The sequence below is a fragment of the Candidatus Binatota bacterium genome (genome assembly GCA_012960245.1).
Lineage (GTDB): Bacteria > Desulfobacterota > Binatia > UBA1149 > UBA1149 > UBA1149.
On the sequence record DUBO01000060.1, the window covers coordinates 118,847 to 133,149 of the forward strand.

The 14,303-nt window shown below is 59.3% G+C and carries 14 protein-coding genes; 13 read left to right on the forward strand and 1 reads right to left on the reverse strand.

What is annotated here, in order from left to right; all coding sequences use genetic code 11:
• The first annotated feature begins 8 nt into the window (after window positions 1-8).
• The 13 genes from EYQ35_12360 (at window position 9) to EYQ35_12420 (ending at window position 12,601) form a co-directional block, all read left to right on the forward strand.
• A complete protein-coding gene (locus EYQ35_12360) occupies window positions 9-269 on the forward strand; it encodes a DUF503 domain-containing protein (GenBank protein HIF64927.1) in 261 nt (86 codons plus the stop codon).
• A gap of 11 nt (window positions 270-280) precedes the next feature.
• Window positions 281-637 carry a 30S ribosome-binding factor RbfA gene (rbfA, locus tag EYQ35_12365; GenBank protein HIF64928.1) on the forward strand — a complete coding sequence of 119 codons (357 nt, stop codon included), beginning with the start codon at window positions 281-283 and terminating at the stop codon, window positions 635-637.
• Entirely contained in the window at window positions 634-1,530 is an 897-nt protein-coding gene (gene truB, locus EYQ35_12370; GenBank protein ID HIF64929.1) for a tRNA pseudouridine(55) synthase TruB, read from the forward strand. Before rbfA ends, truB begins: the two co-directional genes overlap by 4 nt.
• 85 nt (window positions 1,531-1,615) lie before the next feature.
• Window positions 1,616-1,885 (forward strand): 30S ribosomal protein S15, encoded by a 270-nt coding sequence (gene rpsO / locus EYQ35_12375; protein ID HIF64930.1) that lies wholly within the window; start codon window positions 1,616-1,618, stop codon window positions 1,883-1,885.
• A 126-nt stretch (window positions 1,886-2,011) separates the two neighbouring features.
• Window positions 2,012-4,123 (forward strand): polyribonucleotide nucleotidyltransferase, encoded by a 2,112-nt coding sequence (gene pnp, locus EYQ35_12380; protein HIF64931.1) that lies wholly within the window; start codon window positions 2,012-2,014, stop codon window positions 4,121-4,123.
• A complete protein-coding gene (locus EYQ35_12385; protein HIF64932.1) occupies window positions 4,113-5,372 on the forward strand; it encodes an insulinase family protein in 1,260 nt (419 codons plus the stop codon). Before pnp ends, EYQ35_12385 begins: the two co-directional genes overlap by 11 nt.
• A 12-nt stretch (window positions 5,373-5,384) precedes the next feature.
• On the forward strand, window positions 5,385-5,831 hold the full coding sequence (locus EYQ35_12390; GenBank protein ID HIF64933.1) for a dUTP diphosphatase: 447 nt from the start codon (window positions 5,385-5,387) through the stop codon (window positions 5,829-5,831).
• Between the two features lie 57 nt (window positions 5,832-5,888).
• Entirely contained in the window at window positions 5,889-7,178 is a 1,290-nt protein-coding gene (locus EYQ35_12395) for an adenylosuccinate lyase (GenBank protein ID HIF64934.1), read from the forward strand.
• 2 nt (window positions 7,179-7,180) lie between these two features.
• Window positions 7,181-7,891 (forward strand): phosphoribosylaminoimidazolesuccinocarboxamide synthase, encoded by a 711-nt coding sequence (locus tag EYQ35_12400; GenBank protein HIF64935.1) that lies wholly within the window; start codon window positions 7,181-7,183, stop codon window positions 7,889-7,891.
• A gap of 10 nt (window positions 7,892-7,901) precedes the next feature.
• Window positions 7,902-8,174, forward strand: coding sequence for a phosphoribosylformylglycinamidine synthase subunit PurS (purS, locus tag EYQ35_12405; GenBank protein ID HIF64936.1), 273 nt, complete (start codon window positions 7,902-7,904; stop codon window positions 8,172-8,174).
• A gap of 2 nt (window positions 8,175-8,176) precedes the next feature.
• A complete protein-coding gene (gene purQ, locus EYQ35_12410; GenBank protein HIF64937.1) occupies window positions 8,177-8,857 on the forward strand; it encodes a phosphoribosylformylglycinamidine synthase subunit PurQ in 681 nt (226 codons plus the stop codon).
• Window positions 8,854-11,112, forward strand: coding sequence for a phosphoribosylformylglycinamidine synthase subunit PurL (purL, locus tag EYQ35_12415; GenBank protein HIF64938.1), 2,259 nt, complete (start codon window positions 8,854-8,856; stop codon window positions 11,110-11,112). Before purQ ends, purL begins: the two co-directional genes overlap by 4 nt.
• The gene (locus EYQ35_12420; protein ID HIF64939.1) at window positions 11,000-12,601 is read left to right on the forward strand and encodes an amidophosphoribosyltransferase; all 1,602 of its coding nucleotides are present in this window, start codon (window positions 11,000-11,002) and stop codon (window positions 12,599-12,601) included. Before purL ends, EYQ35_12420 begins: the two co-directional genes overlap by 113 nt.
• A gap of 24 nt (window positions 12,602-12,625) precedes the next feature.
• Here the strand turns inward: EYQ35_12420 and nadB are convergent, their stop codons facing one another.
• Window positions 12,626-14,218, reverse strand: coding sequence for an L-aspartate oxidase (nadB, locus tag EYQ35_12425; GenBank protein ID HIF64940.1), 1,593 nt, complete (start codon window positions 14,216-14,218; stop codon window positions 12,626-12,628).
• Window positions 14,219-14,303: the final 85 nt, after the last annotated feature.

Consider the following 14,303-nt stretch of genomic DNA (forward strand, 5'->3'; position numbering starts at 1 on the left):
GCCTGGTGATGTACCTGCCCGGCAATCGCTCCCTGAAAGGTAAACGTTCGGTGGTTAAAGCAATCAAGGCAAAGGTCTCGAATCGCTACAACGTATCGGTCGCCGAGATCGACCGATTGGACGATGTTGCTTCAATAGGACTCGGGGTCGTGCAAGCCGGTAATGAAAAAGACCACGTGGATCGCTGCCTGAGGACGGTGGCGCGCTTTGTTGAAGGATTACGGTTGGCCCAGTCCGGCGAAGAAGAATACATCTTCGACAATTACTGAATTGAAATTCGATGCCTTCTGTTAGAACACGAAGAATAGCCCGAGAAGTGATATCGGCGCTCGCCGGCATAGTTGACCAGGAACTGCGCGATCCGCGCGTTCAGGGTGTTACGTTTACCGCCGTGGACATGAGCCCGGACCTCAAGCACGCAAGGGTGTTTTATTCGACCCGGGGAAATGAACAGCAGCAGCGGGAGTGCAGTCGCGGCCTCGTCGCGGCCTCTGGCTACTTGCGGCGAGAGCTCGGCCGCAAACTGGCGCTGAGATTTACGCCCGACCTGGCATTCACGCTCGACGGTTCGCTCGAAAGAGCCGAACGAATCCAAAGACTTTTGTCCGGAGCGGACACGGGGGAAGCAAAGCGATGAAAAACCGCAAGGGCATTGACGGCATACTACTCGTAGATAAGCCTGTCGATATGAGTTCCGCTTCTGCGGTCGCTCGGGTCAAGCGGGTACTGGGCGGGGTGAAGGTTGGCCACCTCGGAACTCTCGATCCCCTGGCCTCGGGTTTGTTGCCCCTGTGCCTGGGCCTGGGCACCAAGGCAGCTCCCTGGCTCAACAGCGCCACAAAAACCTACACCGGGGTAATCCGACTTGGTGTTCTCACTGATACTCTGGATCGCGGAGGCGAGGTCGTTGCTACCAGCCCGGTACCAGTACTGGCCGATATTGATCTCGATGAACTGGCCGACAGGTTCACGGGCTCGCTCAGTCAGGTCCCCCCGGTCTACTCGGCTATCAAGAAAGACGGCGTTCCTATGTACAAGCGGGCTCGGCGGGGTGAAGAAGTGGAACTCGAGCCGCGCGAAGTCACTATATTTGCGCTCAAACTCACGGTTCAGGACCCCTCGGCCCTCGAGTTCAGCGTTCACTGCTCAAAGGGCACCTATGTTCGTGCCCTCGCGAGAGACCTGGGCGAGGCCATCGGCTGTGGCGCGCATATGGAATCCCTCGTCAGGACAACTTTCGGGCGTTTTCGCATTGAAGATGCAGCGTCCATGGATAATCTCGAAGATAGCGACGGTAGCGAGCTCGAGGCAGCAGTTTTGCCCTTATCCAAGGCCCTTGCCCACCTTGAATCGTTGGAGGTGGACGACCGGGGAGCCAGCGGCCTGAGGCAGGGACGGCAGGACGTTCTCGGAGTTCTACGGCGCCCTCAGGACGGCGAATCCGCCATGGTAACCCGGGCTGGCTGCCTGGTGGCGGTAATCAGCGAGCAGAGCGGCCTGTGGAAACTCGAGCGGGTTTTTGCGGGCTGACGCTGGTTTGCGCGGGCGAAGGGTAGCTGATAACGATTGGTGGTTGAATCGAACTAAGGAACGTTAAGGAAGAGTTGAATACCCAGTGACGACCACGTTACAAAGCACGCAGAAAGTTATCGGAGATTTCAGGACCCACGAATCGGATACCGGTTCGCCCGAAATCCAGGTCGCTTTGCTGACCAACCGCATCAATTACCTGACCGGCCATTTTAAGACCCACCCCAAGGACAATCACTCCCGGCGTGGCCTTCTTAAAATGGTAAGCCAGAGACGCAAGATGCTCGACTACCTCAAGCGAACGGCTTACGATCGCTACCTGGCACTGATTGAGCGCTTGGGCCTGCGCAAATAACAAAACCGCGCAGCGCTGTGAGCGGCGAGACCAGCGGGTTTGGCAGTATAACGGGGCGGGGGCGCCTCATTTCAACGAAAATCTTTGACTATTGTAATTCCCGGGAGGGGAAAGGAGAGCTCTGTAATGATTAAAAAAGTAGAATTGGAATTGGGTGGCAAGACACTCACACTTGAAACCGGCCGCATAGCCAGACAGGCCGATGGCGCCGTCTTCGTAACCTACGGGGATACCGTGGTCCTCGTGACAGCGGTGTCTGCACACCGGGTTCGAGAGGGAATTGATTTTTTTCCACTGACAGTTGAGTACCAGGAGAAGACCGCTGCCGCCGGCAAGATCCCGGGTGGCTTCTTTAAAAGGGAAGGGCGCCCCAGTCCTGCCGAGATCCTGACCTGTCGCATTATCGACCGTCCCATACGTCCGCTTTTCCCCAAGGGCTATGGTTTTGAAACACAGATCATCGCCACCGTGCTGTCGTACGACCGCACCGCGGGTCCTGATGTGGCCAGTCTCATCGGTGCCTCGGCGGCGTTGACGATATCTGATATTCCATTCGCCGGCCCCCTGGGTGCTGTCAGGCTTGGCCGTATCGACGGTAAAGTCGTGATCAACCCCGGTGTTGACGAAATGGAGAACAGCGACATCGACATCCTGATGGCCGCGAGCCGCGACGCCATAGTGATGGTTGAGGGCGGAGCTGGCGAAGTTGCCGAAGACGAGATTCTCGATGCCCTCTACCAGGGACACGAGGCCATACAGCCGATAATCGATGCCCAGGATAAGTTGGCTTCAGAAGCCGGGCGCGAAAAACGCAGCTACGTTCCGCCGCAGCGCGATGATGAACTCATCGAGAAGGTGCGCAAACTCGCGACCACGGGGCTTGAGAAAGCTTATTCCGTCAAGGAGAAGCTTGAGCGTTACGCCGCCCTCGACGCCTTCAAGGCGGAGTTCATGGAAGGGCTTCCCGAGGACCTGGCCGAGCGCGGTGGCGATGTCAGCGCTGCCCTGGGAGTCGTCAAGCAGGAAATGGTTCGCGGCGCGATCACCAAGGACCACAAGCGCCTCGATGGCCGTGGGCTAGCGGACGTACGTTCCATTTCCGTAGAGACCGGAGTGCTCCCGCGCACGCACGGTAGCTCCCTGTTTACGCGCGGTGAAACCCAGGCCCTCGTCACGGCGACGCTTGGTACAGGCGCCGATGAACAGCGAATCGATTCGCTGGCCGGCGATCACTTCAAGCGTTTCATGATGCACTACAATTTTCCTCCTTACTGTGTTGGCGAAGCCAAGATGCTGCGCAGTGCCGGGCGCAGGGAAATTGGCCACGGTATGTTGGCCGAGCGTGCCCTCACCCCGGTATTGCCCGACGTTGAGGACTTTCCGTACACCTTTCGTGTCGTGTCTGAGATCACCGAGTCGAACGGTTCGTCTTCGATGGCTTCGGTCTGCGGTGGAGCTCTCGCTTTGATGGACTGCGGCGTGCCGATCAAGGCACCTGTAGCTGGCATAGCGATGGGGCTCATTCGCGAGGATGGCGAGCACACTGTGCTTTCCGACATCCTCGGTGACGAAGATCACCTGGGTGACATGGACTTCAAGGTTGCGGGTACCGAGAAGGGTATCACCGCGGTGCAGATGGACATCAAGATCGACGGTATCCCCCGCGACGTAATGCGTGACGCGCTCTACCAGGCGCGGGACGGTCGCCTGCACATCCTTGGCGAGATGGCCAAGGCTCTTGCGGCACCTCGCGAAGAAGTGTCGGAGTACGCGCCGCGAATCGAGACGATGAAAATCGATCCTGATAAGATCCGTAATGTCATCGGCGCCGGCGGCAAGGTGATACGCGGTATCGTCGAGCAGACCGGTTGCAAGATCGACGTGCAGGATGACGGCACGGTGCTGGTAGCTTCGTCGGACAGGGACTCCCTGCTCAAGGCGATGGACATCATCGAGGGGCTGACAGCTTCACCGAAGATCGGCCGCATCTACGATGGTACCGTACGCAAGATCATGGCATTCGGCGCTTTTGTCGAAATCCTGCCGGGCACCGACGGTTTGGTTCACATCTCGCAGCTTGCCGAAGAGCGAGTCGAGAACGTGACCGACATCGTCAAGGAAGGCCAGCAGGTTCGGGTCAAGGTGCTGGAGGTCGACCGCCAGGGCAAGATTCGCCTGAGCCTCAAGGACGCAGTAAGGGATCAAGACGGGGAGGCCGAAGCCAGCGTTGGCGCCTGAAGTTCGCTCTACCCGGCTCGAGAACGGCCTGCGGGTCGTTACCGAGTCGGTGCGCGATGTCCCCTCTGTATCCCTCGGCGTGTGGCTTGAGACTGGTTCGCGCCACGAGGGCCAGTCGACCAACGGCGTATGCCATTTTCTCGAGCACTTGTTTTTCAAGGGCACCGAGAAGAGAACCCCGCGGCAGATAGCCGAAGAGATCGAAGGTGTCGGCGGCACGATCGATGCCTTCACCGACAAGGAGCAGACCTGTTTTTTGACCCGCACTCTTGCGGAACATCTCGAACTATCGGTCGATGTCCTTGCCGACCTCCTGCTCAACTCTACTTTTCTCTCGGAGGATATCGAACTCGAGCGGGAAGTGATCATACATGAGATCCAGGACGCGGAAGCGATCCCCGAGGACTACATCTACGATTTCTACCTCCACTCCTGGTGGCCCGGTCATCCGCTGGGCTTACCGGTGGCGGGTACGGTTGCCAGCGTCGCGGCTATCAACCGCGATGAAATACTTGAGCAGGCACGAAAGGCGGTTCGCTCGGACCACATCGTGGTGTCGGCCGCGGGCGCGGTTGACCACGAGCAACTGGTGGACTGGTGCCGCGAGAAATTTGCAGGGCTCGTTCCCTCCGTCACAGAAAGTGAAACCGACAGACCGGATTACAACCCGGGGGTGTTTGTCTGCGAGCGCGAACTGGACCAGGCCCATCTGCTTCTCGGCTTGCCCGGCATCTCGGTAACCGACCCTCGTTACGCCGCAGCAGAGGTGCTAGTAGCTGCGCTGGGGGGAGGAATGAGTTCGCGGCTCTTCCAGTCAGTGAGGGAGGAACGGGGCAAGGCTTACTCGGTGTACGCGTTTCTCTCGCCTTACCGGGACATAGGCTACACGGGCATCTACGCGGCCACCGGCGGATCCGACGTCGAGGAAGTGCTGGACCTCGTTTTCCAGGAGCTCACGGCGATTAAGCAGCGAGGCCTGGACCCCGGCGAACTCGCCCGCACGCGCGAGCAAATCGCAGGGGCTTGCCTGCTGTCCCTCGAGTCGATGGAGAGTCGGATGGGCCGAATTGCCCGTAACCAGCTCTACTTCGGGCGCGAGATTGCAGTAGACGAGGTCGTGGCCGAAGTCCGTGCGGTGAGCAACCAACAAGTAATGGAGATAGCGTTCGATATACTCAGTACCGACCGGGCCGGGCTGGCCCTGGTGGGCGATGCCGGCGTGGGTACCGTCTCCCTGCCCCTACCCTGAGTGGGACCCTGTATGGGGTTGAAAATTGCTATAACGCGGGTTGGAGACGTGAGCGTCGATTTACCGCAACGCATGACCGAGGGCTCTGTGGGAATGGACCTTCGCGCGGCCCTCAAAGTGGCGCTGGAACTTGTGCCCAGCGAACGCGCAGCAATCCCCTGTGGGTTTGCGATTGCCATACCCCGGGGGTACGAGGGCCAAGTAAGGCCGAGAAGCGGCCTCGCTCTCAAGCAGGGATTATGTGTCCCTAATTCGCCGGGAACGATAGACCCGGATTACAGGGGCGAGGTGGCGGTTATTGTCGCTAACTTCGGCAACGATACGGTCCGTATAGAGCCAGGACAGCGTGTTGCGCAGCTGGTGATTTGTCCGGTTGCGGTGGCGGATTTCGACGAGGTCGAAGAGCTCGAACCCTCGAACAGGGGTTCTGGTGGTTTCGGCCATACCGGGAGCGCCTGACAGCACCTGGCCTGTTTGCACTGGGAGCTAGCCGGCTGATCCGGCCTTACTTGAAATATGATACCTCGTTACACCAGGGATCGAATGGGTTCGACTTGGTCGGACCAGCACCGCTACGACCTCATGCTCGAAGTCGAGATCCGCGTGTGCGAGGCCCTCGCCAAGCGCTCGGTAATACCGGGTGACGCGGCCCGCCGCATCCGAGCGAAAGCCAGTGTAGACGGCTCACGAGTGGCTGAAATCGAGGCCGAGGTACATCACGACGTTATAGCTTTCGTTAGCGCCGCAGCCGAAAGCGTGGGTGAAGACGGCCGCTACCTGCACTATGGAATGACGTCCTCCGATGTTCTTGACACCGCTTTTGCCCTGCAGCTGGTCGAAGCCGCAGACCAACTGCTGGAAGGCGTCTCGACGCTCATGGAGGCCGTGCGATCAAGAGCGAGGGAGCATAGAGACACCCCCACAGCCGGGCGCTCTCACGGTATACACGCGCAACCCACTACCTTCGGTCTCAAGTTGGCCGGTTGGTACGCCGAGCTACAACGGGACCGGTTCCGGCTGCTGACCGCGCGAGAGACCATAGCGAGCGGTAAACTTTCGGGTGCCGTCGGCACTTACGGTGTAAATGGGCCTGACATCGAGGCCGAAGTTCTCGAGGGGCTTGCCCTGGCGGTCGAGCCGGTGGCCACGCAGGTAGTCCCCCGGGACCGGCACGCTGAATTCTTCTGCACGCTGGCTGTATTGGCCGGTGGGCTGGAGCGTTTCGCGACCGAAATACGTCACCTGCAGAGAACCGAGGTGGGCGAAGTCCTCGAATCCTTCAGTAAGGGGCAGAAGGGCTCGTCTGCCATGCCGCACAAGCGCAATCCCATTCTGACCGAGAACATAAGCGGACTGGCGCGCCTCGTCCGTGCCAATTCACTGGCCGCACTTGAGAACATAGCCCTGTGGCACGAACGCGATATTTCGCATTCCTCGGTGGAACGGGTGATAGCACCCGATTCGACGATTGCGCTTGATTTCATGCTCGCGCGCATGACCTCTGTGGTTAGCGGCATGGAGGTTCGGCCCGAAGCAATGGCGGCTAACCTGGAGCGTACCGGCGGCAGGATGTTCTCGGAGAAAATTCTCCTCGCCCTGGTCGAGAACGGGATCTCCCGCGACGAAGCCTACCGCTGGGTTCAGCGTTGCGCACTGGCGGAGGGCGATTTCCGCACCAACGCGGAGAAAGATGCCGATATCAGCCGCGTGCTCGATGCCAGCAGGCTCGAGAAGGCATTCGATATACAGGCCGCGCTGGGCCATGCGCACGAAGTATTTGACCGCGTGATAGAGGAGGGGACATAAACATGGCGACAAGCGGAAAGATGATCGCGGAGGGTAAGGCCAAGCGTATTTACGAGACCGACGATCCCGAGCTCCTGATGTTTTATTTCAAGGACGACGCGACCGCGTTTAACGCGCAGAAGAAAGGCACCATCGAGTCCAAGGGAATTCTCAACAACAGGATTTCCCGCCGCTTCTTTGAATTGCTGCGGGAAAACGGAGTTGAAAATCACTTTGTTGATTGTCCGTCCGAGCGCGAAATGCTGGTGCGTAAGGTCGAGATCATTCCGGTCGAAACCGTAGTGCGTAACATCATCACCGGCAGCCTGCAGAAACGCTGTGGGCGGCCGGAAGGTGAAACACTGCCGCGACCCATCGTAGAGTATTTCTACAAGGACGATGACCTCGGCGATCCGATGATCAACGATGAACACATCCTGATCTTCTCGTGGGCCACGCGCGAGGAGCTCGACGAAATTCATCGGCAGGCCTTGGCCGTGAACGCCATTCTGGAGCCGTTCATGCGTGAAAGGGGAGTGCTCCTGGTGGACTTCAAGCTGGAGTTCGGGCGGGACTCTACGGGCAAGGTGTTGCTGGCAGACGAGATCTGTCCTGATACCTGCCGCTTCTGGGATATTGAAACCCGCAAGAAGCTGGATAAAGACAGGTTCAGGCAGGACATGGGTGGAGTTGAAGACGCCTACCAGGAAATTGCACGGCGGGTAGCCGGCTGAAGGGGGAAAAATGGATTTCGTTGCCAGGGTTTACGTGACTCCCAAGAAAGCGATTCTCGACCCGCAGGGTAAGGCCGTGGCTTCGTCTCTGCAGGCGCTGGGCTACGACGGAGTCGATGATGTTCGTCTAGGCCGATATATCGAGCTGCGATTGAGCGGCGTTACCGGAAACGAAGCCGCGGGAAGTAGAGTTGACGAGATGTGCCGTCGCCTGCTGGCCAACGACGTCATCGAGGACTACCGCTTTGACATCGAGGAGAAGCTCGAGGAGCAGGGAGCCTGATCGTGACCTGGGGTGTAATCGTTTTTCCTGGTTCCAACGATGACCGAGATACGCGGCACGTGCTCGCGGATGTGATGGGCGCCGATGTGCGGATGCTCTGGCACAAGGATACCGACCTCAAGGGCGTAGACGCGGTCGTTTTGCCGGGTGGATTTTCCTACGGCGACTACCTCAGGGCTGGAGCCATCGCCAGAATATCGCCCGTGATGGAAGAAGTAGCTCGTTTTGCGAACGCAGGCGGCCCGGTGCTCGGAATCTGCAACGGCTTCCAAGTGCTATGCGAAGCAGGATTGCTGCCCGGTGCGCTCATACGCAACAGTGGCTTGCGCTTCGTTTGCCGCGATGAAGCGATCGAGGTGGCGAACACCGCGACGGCGTTCACTGCTTCTTGCTCGGGCGGCGAGGTTCTGCGTATCCCGGTAAAACACGGGTGCGGTTGTTATGTACTCGAGAGAAACAAGCTCGAAGAACTCGAGGGGCGAGGCGGGGTTGTATTTCGTTACGCGGACACAGCGCCAAACGGCTCGGTGAACAACATAGCCGGCGTGTGCAATGAGCGCGGTAACGTTGTTGGTCTGATGCCGCACCCGGAGCACGCTGTCGATCCCGCGCTTGGCATGGTTGATGGGCGGGTCTTGTTTGAGTCGGTCACGGCCTGGGCAGTAAATGGTGTAGCCGCATGATTCACGGCAGCGACAGGACGATAGATGAAGCCCTGGCTACGGAGCACGGCCTCAGTGCTGAAGAATACGCGGCCATTCTCCAGCATCTCGGGCGCACGCCAACAATAGAAGAACTGGGCGTGTTTTCGGTGATGTGGTCGGAGCACTGCAGCTACAAGAGCTCGCGGGTGCATCTCAAAAGATTCCCGGTCACTGGACCGGCGGTGCTGCAGGGTCCGGGCGAGAACGCTGGAGCCGTGGATATCGGTGGTGGAATGGCCGCGATATTCAAGATCGAGAGTCACAACCACCCCTCTTACGTCGAGCCGTACCAGGGGGCGGCTACTGGTGTGGGCGGAATACTGCGGGATATTTTCACCATGGGCGCGAGACCTGTGGCTAACATGAACGCCCTGTTTTTCGGTGAGCCCGAAGACGAACGCACCCCGTACCTGCTCTCTGGGGTCGTTTCCGGGGTAGGCGACTACGGCAACAGCGTTGGTGTGCCAACCGTAGGTGGCCAGGTTAACTTTGACGCCGCTTATAACGGCAACATACTTGTCAACGCTTTTTCGCTCGGTATTGCCAAGGCCGACAACATCTTCAGCGCGGTGGCGAGTGGCGAAGGAAACCCGGTGCTCTACGTTGGCTCGCGCACTGGTCGTGACGGCGTTCACGGCGCCAGCCTGCTTGCGTCCTCCGAGTTCAAAGAAGAATCAGAACAGATGAAACCAACCGTGCAGGTCGGCGACCCCTTCGCGGAGAACCTCCTGATCGAGGCCTGCCTCGAAGTTCTCGAGGGCGACGATGTCGTGGCCATACAAGACATGGGCGCCGCTGGTTTGACTAGTAGTTCGGCGGAGATGGCAGGGCGGGGCGGCGTGGGCATCTCTCTAGACCTCGACAAGGTCCCTCTACGGGATTCTTCGGTGAGTGCTTACGAGATCCTGCTGTCGGAATCCCAGGAACGAATGCTGTTGGTGGTCAAGCAGGGGCGGCAGGGAGCTGTCGCCGAGCTTTTTGCTCGCTGGGACCTGGAGTGCGTCGAAGTAGGAGTGGTCACCGGTGACGGAAGGTTGCGCGCGAGCTGGCGTGGCGAGGAGATACTGTCTATCCCCGTCGGCGCGCTCACTGACGACGCTCCCGCTTACAAGCGGCCGATCAAAGAACCAGCCGCCAGGTCGATCAGTAGTGGTGGTGTACCCGGTGATGGGGAACTCACCGACCCTGCTTCCGCGTTGCTGGAGATGTTGGCTTGCCCGGAACTTTGCAGTCGACGTTGGGTTTTTGAGCAATACGACTCCTGGGTAGGTGCGAACACCGTTCTGCACCCGGGTGGCGACGCCGCCGTAATACGGGTAGCCGAAACCGGTGCTGGGTTGGCCATGACAGTGGACTGCAATCCGAACTACGTGGCCAGCGATCCTTACCGGGGTGCCCAACACGCGATAGCCGAGGCGGTGCGAAATATATCTGTAACCGGCGCGACACCGCTAGCGGTTAGCGATTGCCTGAATTTTGGGAGCCCCGAAAAACCCGAGGTGATGTGGCAGTTCAGCGAGGCGGTAGACGGGATGGCCGCAGCTTGCCGACACTTCGGCACGCCGGTTATCTCGGGCAACGTGAGCTTTTATAATGACACCCGGGGCGAATCGATCCCCCCGACGCCGGTGGTCGCCATGGTCGGCCTGATGGCCGATTCAGCTACGGCGGTGGGCTGTGCGGTCGGCGGCCCAGGCCGCAGGATCTATCTCCTCGGTGCCGGTGTGGCTGAACTTGAAGGCAGTGTTTTTGAGCGCCTTTACGGCAAGAACCCAGTAGGTGGGGTGCCCGCTCTCGACCTCGATGCCGAAAAAAAATGCTCGGCCTTGTGCGTGGACCTCGTGCAGCAGGGGCTCGTCACCGCCGCCCACGATCTATCCGAGGGGGGCCTGGCGGTTGCCCTTGCCGAGATGGCGGTGCAGGAGGGCTCATGTGGCATTGTCGCCCGGGTGCCCGATCATGGCCGCTTGGATAATTCCATGTTCGGCGAGAGCGCTACGCGAATACTGGTTGTCGTTGAAGCTGGGGACACAGACGCTGTAGAAGCTGCGGCAGCGGCCAGCGGGGTGTCCTGTCTATTGCTCGGCGAAACCGGCGGCGACCGTTTTCGGCTGCAACGCGATGGAGACACGACTCACCCGCTGCTGGATCTCGAACTGGCCCAGCTACGGGCTGCCCGCGAGCACACTCTGCCGGCCATCGCAGCAGGTCTTAAGGATTTTGAAGCGGCATGATAACGAACAAAACAGAGGCGGTGGGCGAGTGATTTACGACAGTCGTGAAGATCGTTTCAACGAAGAGTGCGGGGTCGTAGGGGTATACGGCCGTCCGGAAGCCGCGAATCTCGCGTACCTGGGCCTGTATTCACTGCAGCACAGGGGGCAGGAAGGCGCTGGCATTGCCTCGAGCGACGGGAGCTCGCTGGTGCAGCACAGGGGACTTGGCCTGGTAGCCGATGTGTTTGACGAGGACGTCATACGGGCACTGGGCGGTGATATGGCCATTGGTCACAACCGTTATTCGACCAGCGGACAGACGCTGCTGCGTAATACCCAGCCCTTCGTAGTGGAATACGCCCTTGGTCCCCTGGCTGTTGCCCACAACGGCAATTTCGTCAACACCGAGCTGCTCAGGGCCAATCTCGAGGCCCACGGGTCTATTTTTCAATCCACGGTGGATACCGAGGTCCTCATACACCTCATCGCCAGCTACAATCGTTCTACGCTGCTCGAGCGCACTATAGACGCGCTGCGGGTCGTTGAGGGGGCGTACTCGGTCTTGTTTATGTCTGACCGGGAAATGATCGCCGCCAGGGATCCCAACGGCTTCAGGCCCATGGTCATCGGCCGTTTCGAAGGTGGGGGCTACGTAGTGGCGTCGGAAACTTGTGCCCTGGATCTCATGGAAGCCGAGTACGTGAGAGAGGTGGAGCCTGGAGAGCTGATTCACTTCAGGGATGGCAGCATGAAGAGCATACATCCCTTCGAAAAACGTGAGCGCCACGCCTGTATTTTTGAACATATTTACTTTGCCCGCCCTGACAGCATGGTTTTTGGTACCCACGTCTACGGCAACCGCAAGGAGTTCGGAAGGCAACTGGCGCGCGAAGCACCAGTGGAAGCGGACATCGTGATACCAGTACCCGACTCGGGTGTACCGGCAGCCCTGGGTTACGCCGAGGAATCAGGCATTCCCTTCGAGATGGGCCTCATCCGCAACCACTACGTGGGCAGGACCTTCATCGAACCGCAGGATTCGATCCGCCACTTCGGTGTAAAGGTCAAGCTCAATCCTCAGCGCGAAATCCTGGCGGGAAAGCGGGTTGTCATCGTCGACGATTCGATAGTGCGTGGCACCACGAGTCGCAAGATAATCCGTACTATACGCGCCGCAGGTGCGCGCGAGGTGCATTTCAGGGTGAGTTCTCCGCCGACCACCGGGCCCTGCTATTACGGGGTGGACACACCTACTCACGGTGAGCTCGTGGCCAATAATCATAGCCTGGAAGAAATCCGCCAATACATCCTCGCCGACTCGCTGGCCTACCTGAGCGAGGCCGGCATGTACTCCTTTCTTGGCGGCAAGGATCCCGGTTTCTGTGACGCGTGTTTTACTGGTCGCTATCCGCTGGGCGCGGCCGAGACCGCGGCCGGGGGGCAGATGCACTTGTTCCAGTCCGGCGATAAGAAACGCGGGCCACGCCTGCGTGTCGTGAAAGAGTAAGAGCTCCGACTGCAGCTGCGTTTTTTAAATTACGGTCGGCCGGCGCCAGGTAATGTCGTCCAGGTCAGGACAGTCAACATTATAATGGAGGCCGCGGCTTTCCCTCCTTCCCCTGGCACATTGAACCAGCAGGTCGGCTACCAGCGCTAGATTGCGCAGCTCAAGCAGGTCGCCCGTTATCCTGAAATCCCAATAGTACTGTTGGATCTCGTCGCGCAGCATGCTGATACGCTTGGCTGCTCGCTCGAGCCTCCTGTCACTGCGCTCGATGCCCACGTAGTTCCACATGAGCTGACGAATTTCGTCCCAGTTGTGCTTGATGACCACCGATTCGCCTTCGTCACTGGCGTCACCGGTCACCCAGCTCGGAAACACGGGTGGTGCGACGTCGTCTTCGCTCGTCCTTTTCCTGGCGTGTTCAGCCGCACGGTGGGCAAACACGAGTGCTTCGAGAAGGGAGTTAGAGGCGAGCCGGTTTGCTCCGTGCAGACCCGTCATGGCGACCTCGCCGATCGCGTATAGTCGGTCGAGATTGGTCGCACCCACCGAGTCAGTCACCACGCCTCCACAGAGATAGTGGGCGGCAGGAACCACGGGCACTCGCTCGGAGGGTACGTTTATTCCGAGAGAACGACATTTTTCGAGAATTCGCGGAAAACGCGCGCTCATGAAATCGTCGGTGAAGCCCGTGAGGTCAAGGTGCACGTATTCCAGGCCTTCTTTCTTCATCTGGTGGTCAATAGCCCTCGCAACTATGTCTCGCGGAGCCAGTTCGGCGCGGTGATCGTAGGCCTCGAGGAAATAATTTCCTGACGGTGTACACAGTCTTGCTCCTTCGCCGCGCAAGGCTTCGGTTACGAGAAAAGACTTGGCGCTGGGGTGGTACAGGCAGGTAGGATGAAACTGCATAAACTCCAGGTTCGCTACGCGACAGCCGGCGCGCCGGGCCATAGCGAGGCCGTCTCCGCTGGCCACGTCGGGGTTGGATGTATACAGGTAGACCTTGCCGGTTCCGCCGCTTGCAAGGACGGTGTGGCTGGCGACTATCGTTCGTACTTCACCGCTGTCGGCATCAAGAACGTAGGCTCCCCAGCAGGAGGCTGCACCCTTGGAGAGGCCGAATTTTTCATCTACCAGCAGATCGACGGCATGATGACCTTCGAAGACATCGATTGAAGCGTGATTACGTACCTTTGCCACCAAGGCGCGTACAAGCTCGGCGCCCGTCTGGTCGGCAGCGTGCAACACACGGCGATGCTCGTGGCCACCCTCGAGCCCAAGATCAAGCTCGCCAGAATTGCCCGCCACCGTTGAAAACCGTACTCCCGACTCCAGCAATTCTGCGATCCTCGCTGGCCCCTCCGCCACGACGTCGCGCACTATATCCTCGGAGCACAAGCCCGCTCCCGCAGAAATGGTGTCCGCGGCATGGCTTTCCAGCGAATCGTCGCTGCCCCATACCGCCGAGACACCGCCCTGGGCCATGGCCGTGTTTGAGTCCAGCAGGGAGCGCTTGGTCACCAGCGCAACCCTGCCCGCATCTGCAGTTTTGATCGCAAAACTCAGCCCGGCGAGTCCGCTGCCGATCACGAGATAGTCGTAGCTTGTCTGTTTCACGGAAGGTTATGATAAACATTGGAAGCGAAGGAACAAGCTGCGCGTTGGGCGCCTTTTTTCGTGCGTGCGGCGGCGGGGCTATTTG